Here is a 25,551-nt window from a genome sequence, read left to right on the forward strand (position 1 = left end):
AACGAGAAAATATTACAGGGAAAAACTGTATGTTATAATCATATAGTAATAAAAATTAATTTAAAGAGGTGTGTGAAAACGTGGGAAAATCAAAAGTTTTGTTAGGGACGATCATTTCGGGCCTGTTATTGCTTGCAGCATGTGGAAATGAAGAAAAAGTGTCTGAACCGGAAGTGAAAGACGATCCTAAACCAAAAACAGAGGAAGCCAAAGCGGTTAGTGCCAAGGAAGAAACAAGTTCCGCTGAAGAAAAATCAACTTCTGAATCCAGTGAGATCTTGAATCCAAATATCGCTGCAGAAACAGAAGGAAATGTTGAAGTGGTTTATACGAATAAAGAGCCTAAATTCACCCATGATATGAACGGTTTTAAGGTTTCAGTGGATGAATATCAAATTGTGAAAGTCACCGATATGAATGAAGATTCTACGATCCCATTTGATGACCAAATTGATGGATATGTGGTTTCGACTAAAGTAACGATTGAAAATGGAACCAGCAAACCGATGTATTATAATAACATACATAAAATTCAGCTAAGTAATGATTTAGATTACATACCGTCCGACTGGAAAACGTTTGTGCCGGAAGATCAGCAAATTAACAAAATTAAAAAGAATAAAGATGAGATTTCTTTATTCGAAGCTGGCGAAAAGGTCACGGGCTTAATGACCTTTACTTTAACCAATGCCGAATTTGATCAATTAAAAACCGTTAAACCAAAATATATTATCGAAGGCGATCTTGCGGATAACGACCAATTTAAAAATAGTAACCCGCAGCAATCGCCGGCTTATGATTTCATTTATAGTACTGAACAAGGTGCTCAAACAGCCAGTCAGCCAAAATTTTATCAAGATCGCCTGACTACTGATAACATGGCCGACAAGAAAATGATCTTTGAAAAATTCGGAATCAATGAAACAAAACAAATTGACGATGTGAAAGTAACCCTTGAAGGGGTGCAATATACAGAAGTGATCCCAACAGCAGCCAACGTTGAGCGTTTTCGGAATTTTGGGGACAGCGGGGTTGTTGCTTTAACGGTTAAACTGAAAATTGATAACCAATCAGATGCACCGGTGAGCATTTGGAATATCGGCTCTAAATTAAGAATTGATGAAAACAGGGGAACAGCTTTTGCTGAAGGAATGGCTGAACCACAAGATCCGCAAGAGATTGCGTCCGGACAGCAAGGCGAAAAATTACATGTATTTTTATTTAATAAAGATGAATTCGAGATCTTTAAGAAGTTTGATTTAGAGTTTGGCCCGTTTTATGGAACAGATGGCAAAGCGTTGTTTAAAGGCAGAACCGCAGCCTTTACTTTGCCTAGATAAGTCATAAACTGAAAAACCAGTGTCCATTCAGATACTGGTTTTTGGCTTTCTAAAAAGTTGATAGTCCTGTTTAATGATGAATGTGTTCTTGGTTAGAAGAATTTGTGAAAACTTGATAACCGGTGAAATTTCTATTTAAATAAAAGGTATCGTTCTTCAACGAATGAAGCGGTTAGGTAAAGCATGCTGTTAGGAATAGGCAGTATATGTATTTATACTGAATGAGCATTATTTGATTCCTGATGTTTCATTAATGTATGCAATAACGAAAAACGCCAGATAAATGGCGTTTTTCGTTGTTTCTTATTGATTGCCTCGATTGTTTCTGTTGTTGCCTGTTAAATTGTTTGCCACATTTTTCGTTGCATCAACTGCATTCGTTGCAGCGTTTTTCGTTGCATCAACTGCATTCGTTGCAGCGTTTTTCGTAGCATCAACCGCATTCATGGCAACATTTTCTGTTGCTTCTAAAGCATTATGCGCGGTTTCAAAGGCAGAGCCTGCTGTGTTCTTAATGCTCTCTGCGACACCTTTGTTATTTTGTTGGTTTTGATTATTTCTTTGATTAGTCATGATATCTCACCTCCTAAGCAGAGATAGGATGTGTATTCCATGATGAATTATACAGGCTGCCTGTGCGAATACATTTTTTTCTTAATAGGTACATTTGTTAAAGAAGGAAAAAGCAGGGGGGCAAAAAAGTCATATAAAATCCCAACGTGAGCGTGCAGCAAAGTCTAAACGAGTAAGGCACCACCATTCAAGTGGTTACTCAATAATACGTCTCTAAAAAAGTTTTTCTTAAGGTTTTCTCATGGGTTTTCAATCCATTAACCTTCTGCTTTATTCATATTTTATATTTTCTACTTTTAATAAGTATCACTCTTCATAATGAATTCAAAACTCTATACAACAGCTTTCTTAAAGGGGTATGTTTCACTTTGCTGGAAAAGAAAACAGTGAAAGAAGAAAGGTAATAAGAATTTTTTTGAAAAAGTATTGATTTTAAATTTTTAAGATGATATTATTTTATAGCTGTCGTTAGTACAAACTATTCCGCAGTAGCTCAGTGGTAGAGCAATCGGCTGTTAACCGATCGGTCGCAAGTTCGAGTCTTGCCTGCGGAGCCAATCTGGGGAAGTACTCAAGAGGCTGAAGAGGCGCCCCTGCTAAGGGTGTAGGTCGGGTAACCGGCGCGAGGGTTCAAATCCCTCCTTCTCCGCCAGATTTTATTTTTATGGCCCCTTGGTCAAGCGGTTAAGACACCGCCCTTTCACGGCGGTAACACGGGTTCGAATCCCGTAGGGGTCACCATTTTGGAGGATTAGCTCAGCTGGGAGAGCATCTGCCTTACAAGCAGAGGGTCGGCGGTTCGATCCCGTCATCCTCCATTATTTATGCCGGTGTAGCTTAATCGGTAGAATAATTGGCTGTTAAGCGACCGCTTGCAGGTTCAAGTCTTGCCTGCGGAGCCATTTTAAAATCATATATATAAGAAGTAAGGCCCCTTGGTCAAGCGGTTAAGACACCGCCCTTTCACGGCGGTAACACGGGTTCGAATCCCGTAGGGGTCACCATTTGGAGGATTAGCTCAGCTGGGAGAGCATCTGCCTTACAAGCAGAGGGTCGGCGGTTCGATCCCGTCATCCTCCACCATTTATGCCGGTGTAGCTCAATTGGTAGAGCAACTGACTTGTAATCAGTAGGTTGGGGGTTCAAGTCCTCTTGCCGGCACCATTTACCGAGCCATTAGCTCAGTCGGTAGAGCATCTGACTTTTAATCAGAGGGTCGAAGGTTCGAGTCCTTCATGGCTCACCATGTACATGCGGGTGTGGCGGAATTGGCAGACGCACCAGACTTAGGATCTGGCGCCGCAAGGCGTGGGGGTTCAAGTCCCTTCACCCGCACTTTTGCGCCTGTAGCTCAATTGGATAGAGTACTTGACTACGAATCAAGCGGTTAGAGGTTCGAGTCCTCTCAGGCGCGTTAGTTTATATATGAAACAGAGTTCTTACAAGATTCTTTTGAAAGTTGATATGTTTTTTGAAAGACAGAACACCCTGTTCAAGTCCGGGAAGTAGCTCAGCTTGGTAGAGCACTTGGTTTGGGACCAAGGGGTCGCAGGTTCGAATCCTGTCTTCCCGATTTATAAAAATGGGGCCTTAGCTCAGCTGGGAGAGCGCCTGCTTTGCACGCAGGAGGTCAGCGGTTCGATCCCGCTAGGCTCCACCAATATTTTCAATACTTTTTTTGGCGGTGTAGCTCAGCTGGCTAGAGCGTACGGTTCATACCCGTGAGGTCGGGGGTTCGATCCCCTCCGCCGCTACTTAAGTTTATATATGTATGTTGGAGGAATACCCAAGTCCGGCTGAAGGGATCGGTCTTGAAAACCGACAGGCGGGTCAAACCGCGCAGGGGTTCGAATCCCCTTTCCTCCTCCATTATTTTATCGTCGCGGGGTGGAGCAGCTCGGTAGCTCGTCGGGCTCATAACCCGAAGGTCGCAGGTTCAAATCCTGCCCCCGCAATCGTTTGGTCCGGTAGTTCAGTTGGTTAGAATGCCTGCCTGTCACGCAGGAGGTCGCGGGTTCGAGTCCCGTCCGGACCGCCATTTTTATATGGCTCAGTAGCTCAGTTGGTAGAGCAAAGGACTGAAAATCCTTGTGTCGGCGGTTCGATTCCGTCCTGAGCCACCATTTTAAATAATGGGCCTGTAGCTCAGCTGGTTAGAGCGCACGCCTGATAAGCGTGAGGTCGATGGTTCGAGTCCATTCAGGCCCATTTTTTATATAACTTCATATACTGGAGGGGTAGCGAAGTGGCTAAACGCGGCGGACTGTAAATCCGCTCCTTCGGGTTCGGCAGTTCGAATCTGCCCCCCTCCACCAGTATGGCGGTCGTGGCGAAGTGGTTAACGCATCGGATTGTGGCTCCGACATTCGGGGGTTCGATTCCCCTCGATCGCCCCATATTTTTGGGCTATAGCCAAGCGGTAAGGCAACGGACTTTGACTCCGTCACGCGAAGGTTCGAATCCTTCTAGCCCAGCCATTATTTTGCGGAAGTAGTTCAGTGGTAGAACATCACCTTGCCAAGGTGGGGGTCGCGGGTTCGAATCCCGTCTTCCGCTCCATATTATTTGCTTTGACGGCATTTATCATTCTGTTTAAGGAATGAAGGATTTGTGAAATTTTGAAATGTGCAAATTATTATTTCGGAAAAATATTTTTTTGTAAATTCCTATTGATTTCGCAAGAGAGCTTATGTTATATTATGAATCCGCCAATAAATAAGGCGGCTTGAACAAACTGATTTACATCTTCATCATTTTGAAGGAATAATATTTTTTCTTTTAAGTGTTGACGTGTAAATGAGGATATGATATGATTATTTAGCTGTCGAAATGACGGCGAAGGAAATTGATCTTTGAAAACTGAACAAAATAAACGTCAACGTTTTAATTTTTATCTCCCATTAAAAACACCCCGTGTTTTAATGGGAACAAATGAGCAAGTCAAACTTTTTTGGAGAGTTTGATCCTGGCTCAGGACGAACGCTGGCGGCGTGCCTAATACATGCAAGTCGAGCGGACTTGACAGAGCTTGCTCTGTTCAAGTTAGCGGCGGACGGGTGAGTAACACGTGGGTAACCTGCCTGTAAGATTGGGATAACTCCGGGAAACCGGGGCTAATACCGAATAACATTAAGAACCGCATGGTTCTTGATTGAAAGGCGGCTTCGGCTGTCACTTACAGATGGACCCGCGGCGCATTAGCTAGTTGGTGAGGTAACGGCTCACCAAGGCGACGATGCGTAGCCGACCTGAGAGGGTGATCGGCCACACTGGGACTGAGACACGGCCCAGACTCCTACGGGAGGCAGCAGTAGGGAATCTTCCGCAATGGACGAAAGTCTGACGGAGCAACGCCGCGTGAGTGAAGAAGGTTTTCGGATCGTAAAACTCTGTTGTCAGGGAAGAACAAGTACGGGAGTAACTGCCCGTACCTTGACGGTACCTGGCCAGAAAGCCACGGCTAACTACGTGCCAGCAGCCGCGGTAATACGTAGGTGGCAAGCGTTGTCCGGAATTATTGGGCGTAAAGCGCGCGCAGGCGGCCTTTTAAGTCTGATGTGAAAGCCCACGGCTCAACCGTGGAGGGTCATTGGAAACTGGAAGGCTTGAGTGCAGAAGAGAAGAGCGGAATTCCACGTGTAGCGGTGAAATGCGTAGAGATGTGGAGGAACACCAGTGGCGAAGGCGGCTCTTTGGTCTGTAACTGACGCTGAGGCGCGAAAGCGTGGGGAGCGAACAGGATTAGATACCCTGGTAGTCCACGCCGTAAACGATGAGTGCTAAGTGTTGGGGGGTTTCCGCCCCTCAGTGCTGCAGCTAACGCATTAAGCACTCCGCCTGGGGAGTACGGCCGCAAGGCTGAAACTCAAAGGAATTGACGGGGGCCCGCACAAGCGGTGGAGCATGTGGTTTAATTCGAAGCAACGCGAAGAACCTTACCAGGTCTTGACATCCCGCTGACCGGTCTGGAGACAGATCTTCCCCTTCGGGGGCAGCGGTGACAGGTGGTGCATGGTTGTCGTCAGCTCGTGTCGTGAGATGTTGGGTTAAGTCCCGCAACGAGCGCAACCCTTGATCTTAGTTGCCAGCATTCAGTTGGGCACTCTAAGGTGACTGCCGGTGACAAACCGGAGGAAGGTGGGGATGACGTCAAATCATCATGCCCCTTATGACCTGGGCTACACACGTGCTACAATGGATGGTACAAAGGGCTGCAAGACCGCGAGGTTTAGCCAATCCCATAAAACCATTCTCAGTTCGGATTGCAGGCTGCAACTCGCCTGCATGAAGCTGGAATCGCTAGTAATCGCGGATCAGCATGCCGCGGTGAATACGTTCCCGGGCCTTGTACACACCGCCCGTCACACCACGAGAGTTTGCAACACCCGAAGTCGGTGGGGTAACCCTTACGGGAGCCAGCCGCCGAAGGTGGGGCAGATGATTGGGGTGAAGTCGTAACAAGGTAGCCGTATCGGAAGGTGCGGCTGGATCACCTCCTTTCTAAGGATATTTACGGAAGTGAGAACTTGGTTCTCACACACGTTGACGCGTTATTTTGTTCAGTTTTGAGGGATGAATTCCTTCTATATTAGATAGTAAACATGATTGTTCTTTGAAAACTGGATAATATCGTAAAGTAACACCAAGCAATACCGAGTAATCGCCATTTTAGGTTAAGTTAGAAAGGGCGCACGGTGGATGCCTTGGCACTAGGAGCCGAAGAAGGACGGGACTAACACCGATATGCTCCGGGGAGCTGTAAGTAAGCTTTGATCCGGAGATTTCCGAATGGGGAAACCCACCATCCGTAATGGGATGGTACCCCTGCCTGAATACATAGGGCAGGAGGAGGCATACCCGGGGAACTGAAACATCTAAGTACCCGGAGGAAGAGAAAGCAAACGCGATTCCCTGAGTAGCGGCGAGCGAAACGGGACATAGCCCAAACCAAGAAGCTTGCTTCTTGGGGTTGTAGGACACTCTATACGGAGTTACAAAGGAAGAGGATAGGTGAAGCGATCTGGAAAGATCCGCGAAACAAGGTAACAGCCCTGTAGCTGAAATCTTCTTCTCTCTTGAGTGTATCCTGAGTACGGCGGAACACGAGGAATTCCGTCGGAATCCGGGAGGACCATCTCCCAAGGCTAAATACTCCCTAGTGACCGATAGTGAACCAGTACCGTGAGGGAAAGGTGAAAAGCACCCCGGAAGGGGAGTGAAAGAGATCCTGAAACCGTGTGCCTACAAGTAGTTAGAGCCCTTTAACGGGTGATAGCGTGCCTTTTGTAGAATGAACCGGCGAGTTACGATTTCATGCAAGGTTAAGCTGATAAGGCGGAGCCGCAGCGAAAGCGAGTCTGAACAGGGCGCATGAGTATGAGGTCGTAGACCCGAAACCAGGTGATCTACCCATGTCCAGGATGAAGGTGAGGTAACACTCACTGGAGGTCCGAACCCACGCACGTTGAAAAGTGCGGGGATGAGGTGTGGGTAGCGGTGAAATTCCAATCGAACCTGGAGATAGCTGGTTCTCTCCGAAATAGCTTTAGGGCTAGCCTCAAACGAAGAGTACTGGAGGTAGAGCACTGTTTGGACTAGGGGCCCATCCCGGGTTACCGAATTCAGACAAACTCCGAATGCCAGATACTTATGTTTGGGAGTCAGACTGCGAGTGATAAGATCCGTAGTCAAGAGGGAAACAGCCCAGACCACCAGCTAAGGTCCCAAAGTATACGTTAAGTGGAAAAGGATGTGGAGTTGCCCAGACAACCAGGATGTTGGCTTAGAAGCAGCCACCATTTAAAGAGTGCGTAATAGCTCACTGGTCGAGTGACTCTGCGCCGAAAATGTACCGGGGCTAAACGTATCACCGAAGCTGTGGATTGACACCTTTCGGTGTCAGTGGTAGGAGAGCGTTCCAGGGGCTGTGAAGCCAGACCGGAAGGACTGGTGGAGCGCCTGGAAGTGAGAATGCCGGTATGAGTAGCGAAAGAAGGGTGAGAATCCCTTCCACCGAATGCCTAAGGTTTCCTGAGGAAGGCTCGTCCTCTCAGGGTTAGTCGGGACCTAAGCCGAGGCCGAAAGGCGTAGGCGATGGATAACAGGTTGATATTCCTGTACCACCAAGCATCGTTTGAGTGATGGGGGGACGCAGGAGGATAGGAGATCACGCAGCTGGATACGCGTGTTTAAGCAGTCAGGCTGGAAATGAGGCAAATCCCGTTTCCATTAAAGCTGAGCTGTGATGACGAGGGAATTTTAGTACCGAAGTCTTCGATTCCACACTGCCAAGAAAAGCCTCTAGCGAGATGTAAGGTGCCCGTACCGCAAACCGACACAGGTAGGCGAGGAGAGAATCCTAAGGTGAGCGAGTGAACTCTCGTTAAGGAACTCGGCAAAATGACCCCGTAACTTCGGGAGAAGGGGTGCTCTGGTAGGGTGCAAGCCCGAGAGAGCCGCAGTGAATAGGCCCAGGCGACTGTTTAGCAAAAACACAGGTCTCTGCAAAGCCGCAAGGCGACGTATAGGGGCTGACGCCTGCCCGGTGCTGGAAGGTTAAGAGGAGGGCTTAGCGCAAGCGAAGGTCTGAATTGAAGCCCCAGTAAACGGCGGCCGTAACTATAACGGTCCTAAGGTAGCGAAATTCCTTGTCGGGTAAGTTCCGACCCGCACGAAAGGCGCAACGATCTGGGCACTGTCTCAACGAGAGACTCGGTGAAATTATAGTACCTGTGAAGATGCAGGTTACCCGCGACAGGACGGAAAGACCCCGTGGAGCTTTACTGCAGCCTGATATTGAATTTTGGCACAGTCTGCACAGGATAGGCAGGAGCCTTGGAAGCCGGAGCGCCAGCTTCGGTGGAGGCGCTGGTGGGATACTGCCCTGACTGTGTTGAAATTCTAACCCGCACCCGTGATCCGGGTGGGAGACAGTGTCAGGCGGGCAGTTTGACTGGGGCGGTCGCCTCCTAAAATGTAACGGAGGCGCCCAAAGGTTCCCTCAGAATGGTTGGAAATCATTCGCAGAGTGTAAAGGCACAAGGGAGCTTGACTGCGAGACCTACAAGTCGAGCAGGGACGAAAGTCGGGCTTAGTGATCCGGTGGTTCCGCATGGAAGGGCCATCGCTCAACGGATAAAAGCTACCCCGGGGATAACAGGCTTATCTCCCCCAAGAGTCCACATCGACGGGGAGGTTTGGCACCTCGATGTCGGCTCATCGCATCCTGGGGCTGTAGTCGGTCCCAAGGGTTGGGCTGTTCGCCCATTAAAGCGGTACGCGAGCTGGGTTCAGAACGTCGTGAGACAGTTCGGTCCCTATCCGTCGCGGGCGCAGGAAATTTGAGAGGAGCTGTCCTTAGTACGAGAGGACCGGGATGGACACACCGCTGGTGTACCAGTTGTCTCGCCAGAGGCATCGCTGGGTAGCTATGTGTGGACGGGATAAGTGCTGAAAGCATCTAAGCATGAAGCCCCCCTCAAGATGAGATTTCCCATTACGCAAGTAAGTAAGATCCCTTGAAGATGACGAGGTAGATAGGTTCGAGGTGGAAGTGCGGCGACGCATGGAGCTGACGAATACTAATCGATCGAGGACTTAATCAAGATCCAAATGGCAACGGTATGCCGTTACTTTACAGAAATTATCCAGTTTTGAAGGAACAATTTTGTTCCATATATAGTCTGGTGGCAATAGCGAAGAGGTCACACCCGTTCCCATCCCGAACACGGCCGTTAAGCTCTTCAGCGCCGATGGTAGTTGGGGGTTTCCCCCTGTGAGAGCAGGACGCCGCCAGGCAAGAAGTGAGGACAGCGAAAGCTGTCCTTTTTTGTGTTTTGTATAGGAATTGGTTTGCTGCTCCTTATTTTAAAACTTAAAAACCAAACAATTCCATTAATCTGTATAATCCTTCTTTTAAAGGTTTTATCTATATGACCAATCCTAGGAAGTGTCGTAATTTTATCATAATTTATATTTGTGATTTCGGAAACCAGTGTGTACGGTCTGTTATACTGTTTAGGCAGATGTTATTTTCTTTAAAATATAATTGGGCAATGAGGTGGACCAAAGTGTCAGAGCATGCAACACTGCTGTAGGATTACCTGTGGAATGTAAGGGTAATACTATTGTTATCGAAACTTTTATATAACAAATTGTGTTTTAGAAAGGGGAGAGATGGATGGAGTCAATCTGGCTAGAGTATGCTTGGGCATTGTTAATCCTGATTGGATTAGAAGGATTGTTATCGGCTGATAATGCCCTTGTACTAGCGGTTATAGCCAAGCATTTGCCTGAAGATCAGAAAAAAAAGGCTATAAGTTACGGAATTATCATGGCTTTCTTTTTCCGATTTGCTGCACTTTTTGCCATTTCTTTTATCGCAAACGTCTGGCAGGTACAAGCGATAGGAGCAGCTTATCTTCTTTACTTGGGCTTAAAGCATGTAATTCAGGCCCGGTTCGGGAAGAAAAATGAGAATATTCGTGAGGAAGTTAAAGAGGAAGCCGCAGGGAAAGGTTTCTGGCCTACTGTTGGGAAGATTGGTTTAGCCGATCTCGCTTTTGCCATTGACTCGATTCTAGCTGCGGTTGCTCTAGCCCTTGGCCTTCCGGATTCGCCGCTCGGTGAATTCGGCGGTATGGATGGAGGTAAGTTTATTGTTGTTCTTCTTGGAGGGATTGCGGGCCTTATTTTGATTAAGTATGCAGCAACCTGGTTTGTGCGGCTTCTCGATCAACGTCCGGCATTAGAAACAACTGCCTATGCAATTGTTGCCTGGGTTGGTGTCAAGCTTGCTGTCATTACTCTTGCCCATGAGGATATTGGTGTCTTAGAGCATGATTTTCCACACAGTACCGCTTGGACTCTGATCTTCTATGGAGTATTAGTTGGTATTGCTCTGCTTGGCTGGTTTGCACCGGCCAATAAGTCATTAGAAAAAGAGGATCTATAAAAGATAAAAAAGATTCGGTAAAAGTGAGTATAAGAACAGACGGGACTTTTATGAGGAATGAATAGCTTGCTATTCATTAATATCCATGTATTATAAAGCTTGGCTTTCTAATACATGATGGGATATTATGTTGCGTTCGGAACAACCCAATAAAACAAGCGCTATCCTTTGAAAGACAAGGAACGGCGCTTGTTTTATTTAGGAAGAAGAAATTTCAACGCTACATATTGAATAGTATATTCACGTTGAACGCGACATAACGAATAAAATAGGAGGGTCTTCTTTGGCAGCAAAGCAAGGACAAAATACGGTTGATCCGATTCGAGACCCAGAACAAATCCGGGCGATGAAAGAATATCTGCGAGTTAAAGAAAAAAAAACAGGGAAAATCCTGTTGTGTTAATGGATGTTCCAAAAATCAAGTCTGCACAGGATGTGGCAGAGCTTGCTGCGGAAATTGAGCGCATGGAGTCGTCATTAAAGATGCTGAAATCAGAGCTAAAAAGGTTTGTAGACCATAACGGTGCGATTGAAACAGCAGACAAAGTGTGGACGTACAATGTGGCGGTCTCTTGGGAGTTCCATGAGTCTAGCCTGAGAAGTATGGAAGACCAACTGGCAGTTGAAGGTATAAATCCTTGGAAAGTCACGATGATTTCCGCGGCAAACCTGAAAAAATCGGCTGGGGTAAAGAGGTGCTGCGCCAATTTGGACAAAAAAAGAGAAGAAACGCTTTTCGTCTCAAAACAGATAAATAGAGGTAAGTGATAGTGTAGCATATCCAAAATAAGCCCCTCTACGATAATCTTATATAACTAACTATTATTTATTATAACAAACTTTGTTTAGCTACTAGACAAACAAAGTTACCCCTGCTATACTCAATTCCAAGATTAAGAGTATTCAAATTCTTATCTGATAAAAAAAGGGGGGCAAGCAGATGAATAAATGTAAGGGATTTCTAAACGTTTTAATGGTATCGTTACTGGTATTTATTCTGGCAGCCTGTGGGCAAGATGCAGGAAAAGATGTAAGCGGTAGCAATTCAGAGCAAGTTGAAAAGAAGATTAGAATAGGTCTTTCTGTATCTGACTTATCTTTAGAAAGGTGGCAACATGACAGAGATATATTTGTTAAGAAGGCAGAGGAACTTGGCAGTGAAGTCTTAGTTCAATCGGCAGATGGTGATGAAGCAAAACAATTGTCACAAATTCAAAATATGCTTTCACAGGGAATTGATATACTTGTTATTATTCCTATAAACTCTGATTCTTTAACACCAGTTGTCGATCAAGCAAAAGCTGAAGGTATTCCAGTATTAGCATACGATCGCTTAATTAATAATTCAGAAATAGATGCATATGTTTCCTTCGATAATATACGCGTTGGAGAAATGCAGGCAGAATACTTGGTAAACAAAGTTCCCAAAGGTAAATACTTTTTAATGGGTGGATCACCGACGGATAACAATGCAAAGATGTTTAGGGAAGGACAAATGAACATTATCCAGCCTCTGGTAGATAAAGGTGACATTGAAATTGTAGGGGATCAATGGGCAAAGAACTGGGAAGCAAACGAGGCACTCAAAATAATGGAGAATGCGCTTACAGCTAATAAAAACCAAATTGATGCTGTTGTTGCTTCTAATGACAATACGGCTGGAGGCGCCATTCAAGCATTGTCAGGTCAAAATTTAGATGGAAAAGTCGCGGTTTCTGGACAAGATGCTGACATTACAGGTGTCCAACGTATTGCAGAAGGTACGCAATCAATGACAGTTTATAAGCCAATTAAAACTATTGCAGAAATGAGCGCAGAAGTCGCGGTTAAACTTGCGAAGGGTGAGAGTGTTCAAGCTGAGGGTTCTGTTAATAATGGAAAAATGGATGTGCCATTCATCAAACTAGATCCAATTATGGTAGGTAAAGAAAATATTGTTGACACTATTATAAAAGATGGTTTCCATTCCTATGATGAGATTTACAAAAATGTCCCTGAGAATGAGCGTCCACCGCGTCCATAAAAATGAGAATTGAACAGGGTTAGGGGGGGAAGCCCCCCTATTCTTAATAAGATAAGGAGGCCATCAACATGGATACTTTCGCACTTCAAATGAAGGGTATTACAAAAACCTTTCCTGGTGTAAAAGCATTAGATAACGTGACTTTTTCTGTACGCAAAGGGGAAATCCATGCATTGTGTGGTGAAAACGGGGCTGGGAAATCAACGTTAATGAAAATTTTAAGTGGTGTATATCCAGTAGGTACATACAGTGGCCAGATCTTAATTAACGGAGAGGCCGCGTCCTTTAAATCTATAAAAGAATCGAGACAAGCCGGCGTATCCATTATTTATCAAGAACTTGCACTTGTGGAGGAAATGACAGTTGCGGAAAACCTCTTTCTTAGTCATGACCTTATGAGACAAAAAGTGATCAATTGGAACAAGATAAATGCGGAAGCACAGAAGTGGCTTAGCAACATTGGATTAAATATTGATCCGCAAACAAAGGTTGGTGATTTAACAGTCGGAAAACAACAGTTAATCGAGATTGCAAAGGCTCTCACTAATAAAACAGATATTTTAATTTTAGATGAACCCACTGCTGCATTAACAGAGAGTGATGTTGAGATCTTAATAGGGCTCTTAAAAGATTTGAGGTCAAAAGGTGTTACGTGTATTTATATCTCTCACAAACTTGGAGAAGTCATGACACTAGCTGATACCGTAACGATCTTGCGTGACGGGCAAACAATCAGCACGGATTCAATTAAAGAGCTTTCAGAGGATAAAATAGTAACAAAAATGGTTGGAAGGGAACTGACGGAGCTTTTCCCTTATAAGGCTCGGCCGATAGGGGAACCAATCTTACAAGTAGAGAACTATTCTTCTTTTGAAGCACATAGCGGAAAATCAATCATAAAAAATGTGTCCTTTACATTGAAAAAAGGAGAAATTCTCGGGTTTTCTGGTTTGATGGGTGCTGGAAGGAGTGAACTATTCACCAGCCTGTTTGGAGGGCTTAAAGAGAAAAAGCAAGGCAAAGTGATTATTGACGGAAAAGAAACAAATATTCAAAAGCCGGCCGATGCCATTCAGGAAGGCTTAGCCTATGTTTCAGAAGATCGAAAAAGATACGGTCTTATCCTGGGGATGGACATTGCAAAAAACTCGACACTTGTTGCGTTAAACAAAGTCATGAAATTCAACATTATTGACGATGCGCTTGAAGTAAAGCGTGCAGATGAAATTACAAGAAAAATGAAATTAAAGGCTCCTAGTCTTGAAACCAAGGTTGGCCAGTTGAGTGGAGGTAACCAGCAAAAGGTTGTCCTCAGCAAATGGATATTAAATAACCCCAAAGTCCTTATTTTAGATGAACCAACAAGGGGCATTGACGTAGGCGCAAAATATGAAATCTATAAAATTATTAATGAACTTGCAGAGCAAGGGGTTGGAATTGTCATTATATCCTCTGAATTGCCAGAAGTTCTTGGAATGTCAGACCGAATATTAGTCATGACAGAAGGAAGTATTAGTGGTGAATTTACAAGGAAAGAAGCCACACAGGAAAAAATAATGGCATGTGCCACAGGAGGGAAGATTCGTGAACAATCCATTGCCTACTAATACGAATGTAATTCCAAAAGAAAATAAAAAACTGAGTTTTAAACTTGATTTTCAAGCTTATACATTGATCATTGCACTCGTTTTAATTGCACTCATTTTTGGATTTTTCACAAATGGTGAATTTTTATCCTCTCGTAATCTATCAAATTTGTTCACACAGATGTCTGTTGTCGCCGTCCTTGCAATTGGAATGACTCTTGTTATTGTCGCCGGACATATTGATTTATCTATTGGATCTTTAGTGGGTTTAACTGGTGGAATCGCAGCAATTCTCCAAGTTTGGTTTGGAATGAATACGGTTGTTGTTGTCATTACTGCCATTGCAGTTGGTGCTCTTATAGGGTTATGTCAAGGCTGGTGGGTTGCCTATCGTGCTGTACCCGCTTTTATTGTGACGCTGGGTGGTATGTTGATTTTCCGTGGAATTTTAATTGGAATTAGTGAAGGACAGACAATTGCTCCGTTAAATGACAGCTTTAAACTCATTGGAAACAGTTACTTACCATACAGTATAGGCTATATGATTGCCGCTGTCAGTGTTGTCCTTCTCTTTGTGTCAACTGCACGTAGGAGAGCGAAACGCCAAAGCATGGGCTTAGCTGTTCCATCTACTTTTGTTGATTATGGTAGAGTTGCAGTTTATTCCTTTTTCGCTCTATTAATTACTTATATGCTAAATCGTTATTTGGGAATTCCTATTTCAATGTTGATTGCTGTTTCATTTGCTGGATTGTTCCTTTTTGTATCTCTGAAAACGTCTTTCGGACGATATGTATATGCGATCGGCGGTAATGCTGAAGCTGCAGCGCTCTCAGGAATTAACATTAAACGAAATGTATTGTACGTCTTTATCTTAATGGGCGCACTAGCAGGAGTAGCAGGAGTGCTTTTAACAAGCAGATTAAATGCGGCAACGGTGAGTGCCGGTAACATGCTTGAATTAGATGTAATTGCCGCCTGTGTAATCGGTGGAACAAGTTTAATGGGTGGAAAAGGGAAAATTATGGGTGCGATTATTGGTGCACTTATCATGGCCAGTATTGATAACGGAATGAGCATGATGAATATTGAAACGTTTTGGCAATACATCGTTAAAGGCTCTATTTTGATTTTTGCTGTTTGGCTTGACATTTCAAGCAAAAAATAATTATGGTAAATTTTAAAAACTATCAGCTGCTATTACTAGCAATATTTCATTCATATTAATAATCAAGCCTAGCATGAAAAAATAAAAAAGCCTAAGTGATTGGTCAGATAATGTACCAAAGATTTGGCTTCACTGACAATGAGCAGCTTGCCGCTGCTTCTTGTTTATTTCTTCGCGAAAGAGAAAATTGTAAAAGGTGTGGCTGCAGGTTCTGTAAAAGGATAATATTGATTTCATTTGAGAAAGAAGGAAAAGAAATGAAAAAAGTACGTGTAGGGTTAATTGGGTGCGGATTTATCAGCGGCATTTACCTTGAAAATGCAAAAAAGTTTAATTTTTATGATATCACAGCATGTGCGGATTTGGATTTAAGCCGGGCGAAAGCAACGGCTGAAAAGCATAATATTGAAAAAGCCTATTTGCCGGAAGAATTGATCCAAGACCCGGAGATCGATCTTGTTCTAAACTTAACGATTCCGGCTGCCCATGCCGATATTGCTGTTCAGGCATTAAAAGCCGGCAAGCATGTATACAGTGAAAAACCGCTTGCTGTAACACGTGAAGAAGGACAAGCCATTCAGGAAGCGGCAAAAGAAAGCGGCTGCTACGTCGGGAATGCGCCGGATACGTTTTTAGGCGGAGGCATTCAAACAGCGCGCAAGTTAATCGAAGACGGCTGGATCGGGCGTCCTGTATCCGCAACAGCTTTTATGATGAACCATGGCCATGAGCATTGGCATCCAGATCCAGGCTTTTACTATCAAAAAGGCGGCGGCCCGATGTTTGATATGGGACCGTACTATATTACAGCGCTTATTTCCATGATGGGCCCTGTAAAGCGGGTGACAGGTGCTGCAAGCGTAACATTCCCAGAACGGACCATTTTAAGCGAGCCAAAGTACGGAGAGAAAATCCAAGTCAATACGCCGACGCAGATTAACGGTATTATGGAATTCCATCAAGGAGCCGTCGCCTCGATTATTACAAGCTTTGATACGTGGCATCATAGTCTGCCGTACATTGAGGTGTACGGAGAGGAGGGTAGTCTTGTGGTACCAGATCCGAATACATTTGGCGGCCCTGTACGGGTGCGCCGAAAAGGACAGGAACAATGGTCGGATATTCCGCTGACACATGGTTTTTCAGAAAACAGCCGAGGCATTGGCCTTGCGGAAATGGCGTATGCCATTTTAGAAGGCCGCTCACCAAGAGCAAGCGGCGACCTTGCGTACCATGTACTTGACATTATGCATGGGTTTCATGATGCTGCCGAACAAGGAAAGCATTATGAATTGAGCAGTACATGTGACCAGCCGGCTACGCTTCCAACAGGCATTGACCAGGATAATTTCCACGATCTCATGTCAGGAAAATAAGGAGGAGTCGCTATGCAGTCAGCCGTATTGCAGAAACTAAAAGAAATTGATGTGCAGGAACAGAGCATTCAGGTTCCTGCTGACAATGAAGTCTTGATTAAAGTCAAAGCAGTTGGTTTGTGCGGATCGGATATTCATTATTACGAGCATGGAAAAATCGGCGACTTTATTGTAGAAAAGCCAATTATTTTAGGTCATGAAGTATCAGGAGAAATTATAGATCTTGGAAAAGGTGTTCAAGACTTTGAAAAAGGCCAGCGTGTTGCCATTGAACCTGGTAAAACATGCGGCACATGCGTTCATTGCCAGAGCGGGCGCTACAATTTATGCAAGGAAGTGGAGTTTTTAGCAACGCCCCCGTATGACGGTGCTTTCTGCCAGTACATTGTGATGCGCAGCGACCTTGTGTTTCCAATCCCAGATGGTATGAGTGACGAAACGGGTGCATTAATTGAACCGTTTTCTGTCGGCCTTCATGCCTGCAGCCGGGGAGATGTAAAAGACGGTGATACGGTGCTTATTTTAGGCATGGGCCCTATTGGCTTGCTGACGGCTGCAGCAGCAAAAATGAGCGGCGCTGGACTAATTATTGGCGTTGATTTGGAACAGGCACGTCTGGATAAAGCAAAAGAGCTAGGTGCAGATGAGGTGATTAATGTAAAAACCGAATCGTTTGAGGAAAAGATCTCGGAGTATACAAATGGACTCGGCGTGGATGTGGCGATTGAAACAGCCGGGAGCCCGGCAGCGTTAAAGAACATGATTTCAGCAGTACGTCGTGGCGGCAAAGCGGTGATTGTTGGGATGTCTTCCGAAGATGAAGCATCGCTTAACATTGCCCAGATAATTAACAAAGAAATTGATATAAGAGGGGTGTTTCGCTACCACCATACATACCCAAAAGCGATTCAGCTGTTATCAGAAAGCAAGATTGATATTGAGAAAATTATAACAGATTATTACGATTCGCTTCATGATGTAGAGGCAGCATTTGAAAAAGCTATTCAAGATAAGAAAAACACACTGAAAATTATGATTTATCCGAACGGACGTTAATAAAAAGAAGGAGGGTATTCATCAATGAAAGAAGTTCGCATTGGCATGGTCGGTTATAAGTTTATGGGAAAAGCACATAGTCACGCATACCGTGATTTGCCGATGTTTTTCCCCGATCAGCCACGACCAGTAATGAAAGTGATTTGTGGAAGAAATGCAGAGAATGTTCAAAAAGCCGCTAAGCAGTTTGGATGGGAACAGAGCAGTACGGATTGGCGGGAATTAATGGATAACCCGGATATTGACTTGATTGACATTAATGCACCAAGTGATGCCCATAAAGAAATTGCGCTGGCAGCTGCAGCAGCTGGAAAACACATTTTTTGTGAAAAACCACTGGCATTGACATTAAAGGATTCCCGTGAAATTTTAGAAGCGGCAGAAAAAGCAGGAGTTAAGCACATGATCGGTTTCAACTACCGATTCGCACCTGCCGTTCTTCTCGCGAAAAAGTTGGTTGAAGAAGGCCGGCTCGGCGACATTCATCATTTCCGTGCCTGGTTTTTGCAGGACTGGCTTGTTGATCCGGAATTTCCCTTAACCTGGCGCCTGCAGAAAGAAATTGCTGGATCAGGTTCACATGGAGATTTAGGCGCGCATTTAATTGACTTGGCTCATTTCCTTGTCGGCGGCATCTCAGAAGTCATCGGGATGAGTGAGACATTCGTGAAAGAGCGGCCTGTTCCAGACAATATGACAGGCTTAAGCGCCCAGGCAAGCAAAGATTCACCAACAGAAAAAGTAACGGTTGATGACGCCACGCTGTTTATGGCCCGATTTGAAAATGGTGCGCTCGGAAGCTTTGAAGCAACACGCTATGCATCTGGCCACCGGTGTACAAATTCATTTGAAATTAACGGCAGCAAAGGCAGCGTGAAATTTGACTTTGAACGGATGAATGAACTGCAGGTATACTTCACGGACGACGCTGGTGATGTGCAAGGATTCCGCCGTGTGCTGGCCACCGATCCTGCCCATGCTTATGCAGATGCATGGTGGCCGCCTGGACATACAATCGGCTATGAACATACATTTATTCATGAAGTAGTGGAGCTGATGCAGTCCTTTAAAGAAGATCGCCAGCCGATTCCTGATTTTACAGCTGGTGTAAAGTGCCAGCAAGTACTGGAAGCGGTAGATTTGTCTATTGAAGAACGCCGCTGGATCAAGCCGAGCGATTTGTAAAGACAAAGACAGAAGGAGCTAATAATATGAAGAAAAAAGCGCTAATCGTATGGGGAGGCTGGGACGGGCACGAGCCGGACCAGGTTGCCGAGATTTTTGAAGGCATATTAGAAGACGAAAATTTCGAGGTGGACGTATCAGATACGCTTGAATCCTATGCCGATCTGGAAAAGCTGAAGTCACTAGACTTAATTGTACCACACTGGACAATGGGTGAAATCAGCAAAAAATATGTGCTGAATATTTCGGCAGCGGTTATGAGCGGTGTTGGCATTGCTGGCTGCCATGGTGGAATGTGCGATTCATTCCGCAACAACGTTGACTGGCAGTTTATGACCGGAGGGAATTGGGTAGCACATCCAGGAAATGACGGGGTAGAATACATGGTGAATATTAAGCATTCATCGAGTCCGCTATTAGAAGGGTTTAACGATTTTAAAGTCGTTTCAGAACAGTATTACCTTCATGTAGACCCGGCTGTGGAAGTATTGGCCACAACGAGATTCCCAGTTGTCGACGGGCCACATAAAGCAAATGGAGCAGTTGATATGCCGGTTGTCTGGACAAAACGCTGGGGACTTGGCCACGTGTTTTACAATGCACTTGGCCATAAAGCAGATATCGTAGCGATGCCAGAAGTTTCATCCATTATGCGACGAGGCTTTTTATGGGCTGCTGAAGGAAAAGAACTTTACGGCCGTTCGGATGCACCGACATATGGAACATATGGGAATGGTAAAAATAAAGTATATACAGGCATGGGTGATAGCGAATAATAGTTAAAGACTGGTATCATTCACTCTATTAATTGGGGGATGATATATGGAGTTCTAAGAATGGTTGTTTATTAAGATGAACGTATACGTTCTATGTTCTTCCTACCTGTAAAATATATTCTAAAAACGGCTTTTATGAAAAAGGATGGTCTTTTCCCATCCTTTTTCTTTATTATTATAGCTAAAACAACCTCAGATACTTTTAGTTAAGACACATGGGGAAATATAGAATCCAGCATTCTATATCCTTTTCCTAGATATTGTGTCAAAAAGATAATCACAAAATCTATAATAAATAAGTTGCGGACTTCGTTAGGTAGTCAGCCCATTAATAAAACGTCCAATCATCATTGAACATGCACCGAGCGCAGGCGCATTTTTGCCAAGGGAAGAAGGCAAGAAGGCACATTCCGCCTCAAACCGGATGTTCATTCGGGACGAAAGTGTGTTTTTGACAGCGTTTAGCACGAAAGGGTTTGACTCAATAAGTGGATTTCGTAAAATAATAGCTTCCGGATCAAATGTATTGGTAATGTTGACAAGGCCGATCCCTAGGTAATGGCCGAAATTTTCAAGTGCGGTGAACAGCTCGACATCATTTTGCTTGTAGCGTGCCTCTATCTCTGCATCATTCCATGCAGCAGGCAGGGACTGGCGGAACGCTTTTTCAGAAGCGTACAGCTCCCAGCAGCCGCGGTTTCCACAATTGCATTTTGGGCCGTTAAAATCAATCGTCATATGGCCCATTTCGCCAGAAAAGCCATGTATGCCCTTGTACAGTTCATTGTCTAAGACAAGACCGAGACCAATCCCAGTGCTGACACTGACATAAATAAAATTATTGTATGCTTTTGCAGCTCCATATATATTTTCTCCATAGGCACCGGCATTTGCTTCATTTTCAATCGTAACTGGTACTTGGAAGGCGTCTTCAACTATTTTTTTTAATTCAATGTTGTCCCAGTGCGAGTTTGGTGTTAAAACAATTTGTTCGGAGCGATTCACCAGACCGGGAACACAAATGCCAATTCCAATAAGTCCGTACGGAGAACCGGGCATTTTATCGATCACTTGCTGAATGGTTTTTAAGAGCAGCTCAATTGTTTCATCTGGAGAAGACTGGTTTAAGTCAAAATAATGCTCGCTCACAATCGATCCATCCAAATCCGTTAAAAGAACGATCATATCGCCCACACCAATATCTACACCGATGGCATATCCCGCTTGTTTGTTAAACATAAGCATCACAGGCCGGCGTCCGCCGCTTGACTGACCCTGTCCGATTTCAAAAATGAATTTCTCATCAACCAGCTCTTGAATTTGAGCGGAAACCGTGGATTTGTTTAACCCGGTTGTTTTGGACAAATTAGCGCGTGAGATAGGAGAGTGGTGAATGACTTCCTGCAAAAGCCGCCGTTTATTCATTTTTTTTACTAAGTTTTGATCTGCTATCATTATTCTTATCACTCACTTTGTTGTTTATTTAAATAAAGTTTAAGTTAATTATAACAAAAAGCTTGAAAAATGAAAGCGGATTCTGTAATATATGAGTTAAGTTAGTTTATCCATTAAACAAACATGAGGGGGAAAAGAAATGACATACTTTGAAAACGTAAACAAGATTCAATTTGAAGGGGCCAGTTCTAAAAATCCGTTTGCCTTTAAGCATTACAATCCAGAAGAAGTTGTAGGCGGCAAAACAATGGAGGAACAGCTTCGTTTTTCTATTGCTTACTGGCACACTTTCACAGCAGACGGCAGCGATCCATTTGGTGCCGGCACGATGCAGCGCCCATGGAATAAATATTCCGCTATGGATCTCGCCAAAGCGCGTGTTGAGGCGTCATTTGAATTATATGAAAAACTAGGTGCACCTTATTTTGCATTTCATGATCGGGATATTGCTCCTGAAGGCAGCAACTTAAAAGAAACCAATGAAAACCTGGATGTTATTGTTTCGATGATCCAGGATTACATGAAAACGAGCAATGTGAAGCTCCTTTGGAACACAGCCAACATGTTTACTAATCCGCGCTTTGTTCACGGGGCGGCGACAAGCAGCAATGCGGATGTTTTCGCTTATGCAGCAGCGCAGGTGAAAAAGGGATTGGAAACAGCGAAACTCCTTGGTGCTGAAAACTATGTGTTCTGGGGCGGCCGTGAAGGGTACGACACATTGTTAAACACGGACTTGAAACTGGAGCTTGATAACCTGGCGCGCTTTTTCCATATGGCGGTCGACTATGCAAAAGAAATCGGTTACGACGGCCAATTTTTAATTGAGCCGAAGCCAAAAGAGCCGACAACACATCAGTATGATACGGATGCGGCGACAACATTGTCATTCCTGCGCCAATATGGACTCGACAGCCATTTTAAATTAAATCTGGAAGCAAACCACGCAACGCTTGCCGGACATACATTTGAGCATGAGCTTCGAACAGCCCGCATTAATGGCATGCTTGGTTCGGTTGATGCGAATCAGGGTGACCCGCTTATCGGCTGGGATACAGATGAATTTCCAACGGATCTGTATTCTACCACACTCGCGATGTACGAAATTTTGCAAAATGGCGGACTTGGCAGAGGCGGTTTGAATTTCGATGCGAAAGTGCGCCGCGCTTCTTTTGAAGCAGACGACTTATTCTTGTCGCACATTGCCGGCATGGATGCATTCGCCATCGGTTTAAAAACAGCGCAACGATTAATTGAAGACAAAGCGTTTGAAAACGTGATCGCGGATCGTTACAGCAGCTATACAACGGGCATTGGCCTTGAAATTGTAGAAGGACGCGCTGATTTCCACTCGCTTGAAAAATATGCACTTGAGAACAGCCAAATTCAAAATCGTTCAGGTCGTCAGGAAAATTTAAAAGCGATCCTGAATCAGTATTTGCTGGGCAGCAACTAAAAACGGCTTGAACGGCCGGAAAATATAAAATGGATCGGAGAATTAACTTGAACGGCCAGATTATTGCAAATCTGGTTGTTCGGGAGAAAATCCGATCCATTTTTCAAAGGAGTGGGGAAAATGAACTATGTGATTGGAGTTGACCTTGGAACGAGTGCCGTCAAAACCATCTTAGTCAATGAAACAGGTGAAATTTGCGCGGAAGCATCGAAAAGCTACCCGCTTTTTCATGAGCGGGCTGGCTGGAGTGAGCAAAATCCGGACGACTGGGTAACAGGGACGATTGACGCTTTGCAAGAAATGATGGAAGAGGCCAATGTTCCGGCAGAAAATATTAAGGGTATCAGCTATTCCGGGCAAATGCATGGACTTGTCCTTCTGGACGGGCAGCATAATGTCCTCAGAAAAGCGATTTTATGGAATGATACACGGAACACAAAACAATGCAAAGAAATTACGGCAACGCTTGGAGCGGAAATGCTTTCTATCACAAGGAACCGTGTATTGGAAGGTTTCACGCTTCCGAAAATTCGCTGGGTGCAGGAAAACGAACCGGAGCTGTTTCAAAAAGCTGCCCTTTTTTTACTGCCAAAAGATTACGTCCGCTTGAAAATGACCGGCGAGGTACATATGGATTACTCAGATGCGGCGGGTACACTGCTTCTCGATGTGGCGAAGAAAGAATGGAGCGCTGCTATTTGTGAAACATTTGATATTCCTCTTTCTCTCTGCCCGCCACTTGTTGAGTCTACGGGACAGACAGGCACACTACTTTCATCCATTGCCGAAATAACCGGGCTGCGCGCGGAAACTCCTATTTTTGCGGGTGGAGCGGATAATGCTTGCGGAGCAATTGGCGCGGGGATTTTAAGTTCAGGCAAAACGATGTGCAGCATCGGAACATCCGGTGTGATTCTCGCACATGAAGACGATTCGTCCCGTGACTTTGAAGGAAAAGTTCACTTTTTCAACCACGGCAAAAAGAATGCATTTTACACAATGGGTGTCACGCTTTCTGCTGGACATAGTCTGCAATGGTTTAAAGAAAACTTTGCGAAGGATGAATCGTTTGATCAGATGCTGAAGGAGGTAGGCAGCATTCCACCAGGATCGGTAGGTCTTCTATACACCCCATACTTGGTCGGTGAACGCACTCCTCATCCTGATTCTGTCATTCGCGCAAGTTTCATTGGCATTGATAGTGCTCATACAAGAGCGCATTTTGCAAGAGCCGTAATGGAAGGGATTACTTTTTCACTACAGGAATCAATCGACTTATTTCGGAAAGAAGGGAAAAATGTCGACACGGTCATTTCAATTGGCGGCGGGGCAAAAAACGATGTGTGGCTGCAAATGCAGGCGGATATTTTTGAGGCGAAAGTAGTAAAGCTGCAAAATGAGCAGGGACCGGCGATGGGAGCAGCGATGATCGCAGCGGCCGGCAGCGGGATGTTTGAATCACTTGAGCAGTGCGCGGAGGTCTTTATTAAAGAAGGCCAGACATTCTTACCGGATGCAGAACGGGCAAAGCAGTATAAATCATTGTTTTCTATTTATCAAACAGTCTATGCCCAGACAAAGCCAATTAACGAACAACTGCAGTCATTCCGAGTATAAAGGAGTTTTAGGATGATTAAACAGGTGTTGTTTGACGGACAAGAAGCGATACAAGCATCAAATGGACAGCTTGAAATGATACTGATTCCGTCGTTCGGAAGCAACGTCATTTCACTCGTTGATGTAAAAACGGGCCGGGAGTTGCTGGTCAAGCCGGATTCTTTTGCGGCCCTAAAGGAAAGCCCCATTTTGCATGGCATCCCGGTGTTGTTTCCGCCAAATCGGATCAAAGGTGGGACATTCCAATTTAACGGCGTTACCCATGAGTTTCCGATCAATGAAATCGGAAAACATCATATTCATGGTTTTGTGTATGACAAGCCCTGGGTCGTAACAGCTCAACACGAAAGAAATGGCATAATTACGATTGAAACGGCCATTCAACTCGAAAAACCAGCGATTTACAAAAATGCGTCGATTCATTTAACCTATGAGCTTGACGGGACTGTCCTGCGTCAGAAAGCGGTTGTAAAAAACAATGGCAACGAAGCATTTCCCTGGGGAATTGGCTACCATACTGCTCTGTTATTTGATGAAAAAAATTCGGTATTTTCTTTGACGAAAAAAAGCCAATGGACCTTAAGTGATGAAGCGATTCCGACAGGTGACCAGGTGCCGGGTGAGCCGATAGAAAAGAAAAACTTGCAGGGCATCGCGCTTGACGACGCGTTTGCCGCTGTCGAACAAGGAAATGAAGCTGTGCTCCACAATAAGGAAACGGGCTGCACCATTACGTATCGAACGGATTCTGCATTTAAGCATTGGGTTGTTTACAATGGCAATGGCCGTGAGGGTTTCCTTTGTCCAGAGCCATATACGTGCATCACCAATGCGTTTAACATGGATGTGCCCGCTGAAGTGACTGGCCTCCGGGTTCTGGAGCCGGGTGAAGAAGATGTCGTAGCAGCTGAAATAGAAGTAACATATTCGAAAAGTTAGTTGTTCCAATATACAAAGATAGCTAGCATCAGCTATAATAAATTTGTA

The 25,551-nt window shown here is 44.7% G+C and carries 15 protein-coding genes, 22 tRNA genes and 3 rRNA genes; 38 read left to right on the plus strand and 2 right to left on the minus strand.

What is annotated here, in order from left to right; translation table 11 throughout:
* The first annotated feature begins 80 nt into the window (after positions 1–80).
* On the plus strand, positions 81–1,340 hold the full coding sequence (locus tag RRU94_RS03320) for a DUF5068 domain-containing protein (RefSeq protein WP_315691805.1): 1,260 nt from the start codon (positions 81–83) through the stop codon (positions 1,338–1,340).
* 303 nt (positions 1,341–1,643) lie between these two features.
* Here RRU94_RS03320 and RRU94_RS03325 read toward each other — a convergent pair whose 3' ends face one another.
* A complete protein-coding gene (locus RRU94_RS03325) occupies positions 1,644–1,913 on the minus strand; it encodes a hypothetical protein (protein WP_315691806.1) in 270 nt (89 codons plus the stop codon).
* A 482-nt stretch (positions 1,914–2,395) separates the two neighbouring features.
* Between RRU94_RS03325 and RRU94_RS03330 the strand changes: the two genes are divergently transcribed.
* From RRU94_RS03330 to RRU94_RS03495, 34 genes are all read left to right on the plus strand, one after another.
* A tRNA-Asn gene (locus RRU94_RS03330) sits at positions 2,396–2,470 on the plus strand.
* Between the two features lie 4 nt (positions 2,471–2,474).
* A tRNA-Ser gene (locus RRU94_RS03335) sits at positions 2,475–2,565 on the plus strand.
* A gap of 14 nt (positions 2,566–2,579) precedes the next feature.
* Positions 2,580–2,654, plus strand: a tRNA-Glu gene (locus tag RRU94_RS03340).
* Positions 2,655–2,658: 4 nt separating this feature from the next.
* Positions 2,659–2,731, plus strand: a tRNA-Val gene (locus RRU94_RS03345).
* 111 nt (positions 2,732–2,842) lie between these two features.
* A tRNA-Glu gene (locus tag RRU94_RS03350) sits at positions 2,843–2,917 on the plus strand.
* 3 nt (positions 2,918–2,920) lie between these two features.
* Positions 2,921–2,996, plus strand: a tRNA-Val gene (locus RRU94_RS03355).
* Positions 2,997–3,001: 5 nt separating this feature from the next.
* A tRNA-Thr gene (locus RRU94_RS03360) sits at positions 3,002–3,077 on the plus strand.
* A 6-nt stretch (positions 3,078–3,083) separates the two neighbouring features.
* Positions 3,084–3,159, plus strand: a tRNA-Lys gene (locus RRU94_RS03365).
* Between the two features lie 7 nt (positions 3,160–3,166).
* A tRNA-Leu gene (locus tag RRU94_RS03370) sits at positions 3,167–3,248 on the plus strand.
* A gap of 5 nt (positions 3,249–3,253) precedes the next feature.
* Positions 3,254–3,327, plus strand: a tRNA-Arg gene (locus tag RRU94_RS03375).
* Between the two features lie 85 nt (positions 3,328–3,412).
* Positions 3,413–3,486, plus strand: a tRNA-Pro gene (locus tag RRU94_RS03380).
* Between the two features lie 11 nt (positions 3,487–3,497).
* Positions 3,498–3,573 (plus strand) — tRNA-Ala (locus tag RRU94_RS03385).
* A 20-nt stretch (positions 3,574–3,593) separates the two neighbouring features.
* Positions 3,594–3,667: transfer RNA gene (locus RRU94_RS03390), tRNA-Met, on the plus strand.
* 22 nt (positions 3,668–3,689) lie between these two features.
* Positions 3,690–3,782 (plus strand) — tRNA-Ser (locus RRU94_RS03395).
* 12 nt (positions 3,783–3,794) lie between these two features.
* A tRNA-Met gene (locus RRU94_RS03400) sits at positions 3,795–3,868 on the plus strand.
* A gap of 6 nt (positions 3,869–3,874) precedes the next feature.
* Positions 3,875–3,951: transfer RNA gene (locus RRU94_RS03405), tRNA-Asp, on the plus strand.
* A gap of 9 nt (positions 3,952–3,960) precedes the next feature.
* Positions 3,961–4,036: transfer RNA gene (locus tag RRU94_RS03410), tRNA-Phe, on the plus strand.
* 11 nt (positions 4,037–4,047) lie between these two features.
* A tRNA-Ile gene (locus RRU94_RS03415) sits at positions 4,048–4,121 on the plus strand.
* 23 nt (positions 4,122–4,144) lie between these two features.
* Positions 4,145–4,228: transfer RNA gene (locus RRU94_RS03420), tRNA-Tyr, on the plus strand.
* A 5-nt stretch (positions 4,229–4,233) separates the two neighbouring features.
* Positions 4,234–4,309: transfer RNA gene (locus RRU94_RS03425), tRNA-His, on the plus strand.
* A gap of 6 nt (positions 4,310–4,315) precedes the next feature.
* Positions 4,316–4,390 (plus strand) — tRNA-Gln (locus tag RRU94_RS03430).
* Positions 4,391–4,397: 7 nt separating this feature from the next.
* Positions 4,398–4,472: transfer RNA gene (locus RRU94_RS03435), tRNA-Gly, on the plus strand.
* Positions 4,473–4,860: 388 nt separating this feature from the next.
* A 16S ribosomal RNA gene (locus tag RRU94_RS03440) occupies positions 4,861–6,413 on the plus strand.
* Positions 6,414–6,584: 171 nt separating this feature from the next.
* Positions 6,585–9,517, plus strand: a 23S ribosomal RNA gene (locus RRU94_RS03445).
* A gap of 77 nt (positions 9,518–9,594) precedes the next feature.
* A 5S ribosomal RNA gene (rrf, locus tag RRU94_RS03450) occupies positions 9,595–9,710 on the plus strand.
* Together the 16S, 23S and 5S rRNA genes with 22 tRNA genes alongside form the textbook arrangement of a ribosomal RNA operon.
* 382 nt (positions 9,711–10,092) lie before the next feature.
* Entirely contained in the window at positions 10,093–10,866 is a 774-nt protein-coding gene (locus RRU94_RS03455; RefSeq protein ID WP_315691807.1) for a TerC family protein, read from the plus strand.
* Between the two features lie 396 nt (positions 10,867–11,262).
* Positions 11,263–11,634: a hypothetical protein gene (locus RRU94_RS03460; RefSeq protein WP_315691808.1), complete on the plus strand. Its 372-nt coding sequence runs from the start codon at positions 11,263–11,265 to the stop codon at positions 11,632–11,634.
* A gap of 172 nt (positions 11,635–11,806) precedes the next feature.
* Entirely contained in the window at positions 11,807–12,889 is a 1,083-nt protein-coding gene (xylF, locus tag RRU94_RS03465) for a D-xylose ABC transporter substrate-binding protein (protein WP_315691809.1), read from the plus strand.
* Between the two features lie 68 nt (positions 12,890–12,957).
* Positions 12,958–14,496 carry a xylose ABC transporter ATP-binding protein gene (locus RRU94_RS03470; RefSeq protein ID WP_315691810.1) on the plus strand — a complete coding sequence of 513 codons (1,539 nt, stop codon included), beginning with the start codon at positions 12,958–12,960 and terminating at the stop codon, positions 14,494–14,496.
* Positions 14,474–15,643: a sugar ABC transporter permease gene (locus tag RRU94_RS03475; protein ID WP_315691811.1), complete on the plus strand. Its 1,170-nt coding sequence runs from the start codon at positions 14,474–14,476 to the stop codon at positions 15,641–15,643. Before RRU94_RS03470 ends, RRU94_RS03475 begins: the two co-directional genes overlap by 23 nt.
* Positions 15,644–15,900: 257 nt before the next feature.
* Positions 15,901–17,019 (plus strand): Gfo/Idh/MocA family protein, encoded by a 1,119-nt coding sequence (locus RRU94_RS03480; RefSeq protein ID WP_315691812.1) that lies wholly within the window; start codon positions 15,901–15,903, stop codon positions 17,017–17,019.
* A 12-nt stretch (positions 17,020–17,031) separates the two neighbouring features.
* Positions 17,032–18,075, plus strand: coding sequence for an NAD(P)-dependent alcohol dehydrogenase (locus tag RRU94_RS03485; RefSeq protein ID WP_315691813.1), 1,044 nt, complete (start codon positions 17,032–17,034; stop codon positions 18,073–18,075).
* A 24-nt stretch (positions 18,076–18,099) separates the two neighbouring features.
* Positions 18,100–19,260 carry a Gfo/Idh/MocA family protein gene (locus RRU94_RS03490; RefSeq protein WP_315691814.1) on the plus strand — a complete coding sequence of 387 codons (1,161 nt, stop codon included), beginning with the start codon at positions 18,100–18,102 and terminating at the stop codon, positions 19,258–19,260.
* A gap of 26 nt (positions 19,261–19,286) precedes the next feature.
* Complete coding sequence (locus tag RRU94_RS03495) at positions 19,287–20,036, plus strand: ThuA domain-containing protein (protein WP_315691815.1); 750 nt, start codon at positions 19,287–19,289, stop codon at positions 20,034–20,036.
* Positions 20,037–20,348: 312 nt separating this feature from the next.
* On the opposite strand, the gene RRU94_RS03500 is transcribed toward RRU94_RS03495, so the two are convergent.
* Complete coding sequence (locus tag RRU94_RS03500; protein WP_315691933.1) at positions 20,349–21,494, minus strand: ROK family transcriptional regulator; 1,146 nt, start codon at positions 21,492–21,494, stop codon at positions 20,349–20,351.
* 136 nt (positions 21,495–21,630) lie between these two features.
* On the opposite strand from RRU94_RS03500, the gene xylA reads away from it, so the two are divergent.
* The 3 genes from xylA to RRU94_RS03515 all read left to right on the plus strand — a co-directional run bounded on the left by xylA (position 21,631) and on the right by RRU94_RS03515 (position 25,503).
* A complete protein-coding gene (xylA, locus tag RRU94_RS03505; RefSeq protein WP_315691816.1) occupies positions 21,631–22,947 on the plus strand; it encodes a xylose isomerase in 1,317 nt (438 codons plus the stop codon).
* Positions 22,948–23,067: 120 nt separating this feature from the next.
* On the plus strand, positions 23,068–24,564 hold the full coding sequence (xylB, locus tag RRU94_RS03510; RefSeq protein ID WP_315691817.1) for a xylulokinase: 1,497 nt from the start codon (positions 23,068–23,070) through the stop codon (positions 24,562–24,564).
* Positions 24,565–24,576: 12 nt separating this feature from the next.
* Positions 24,577–25,503, plus strand: a complete 927-nt coding sequence (locus tag RRU94_RS03515) for an aldose 1-epimerase (RefSeq protein WP_315691818.1) — start codon at positions 24,577–24,579, stop codon at positions 25,501–25,503.
* Positions 25,504–25,551 lie beyond the last annotated feature (48 nt).

The organism is Domibacillus sp. DTU_2020_1001157_1_SI_ALB_TIR_016 (assembly GCF_032341995.1).
GTDB lineage: Bacteria > Bacillota > Bacilli > Bacillales > Domibacillaceae > Domibacillus > Domibacillus indicus_A.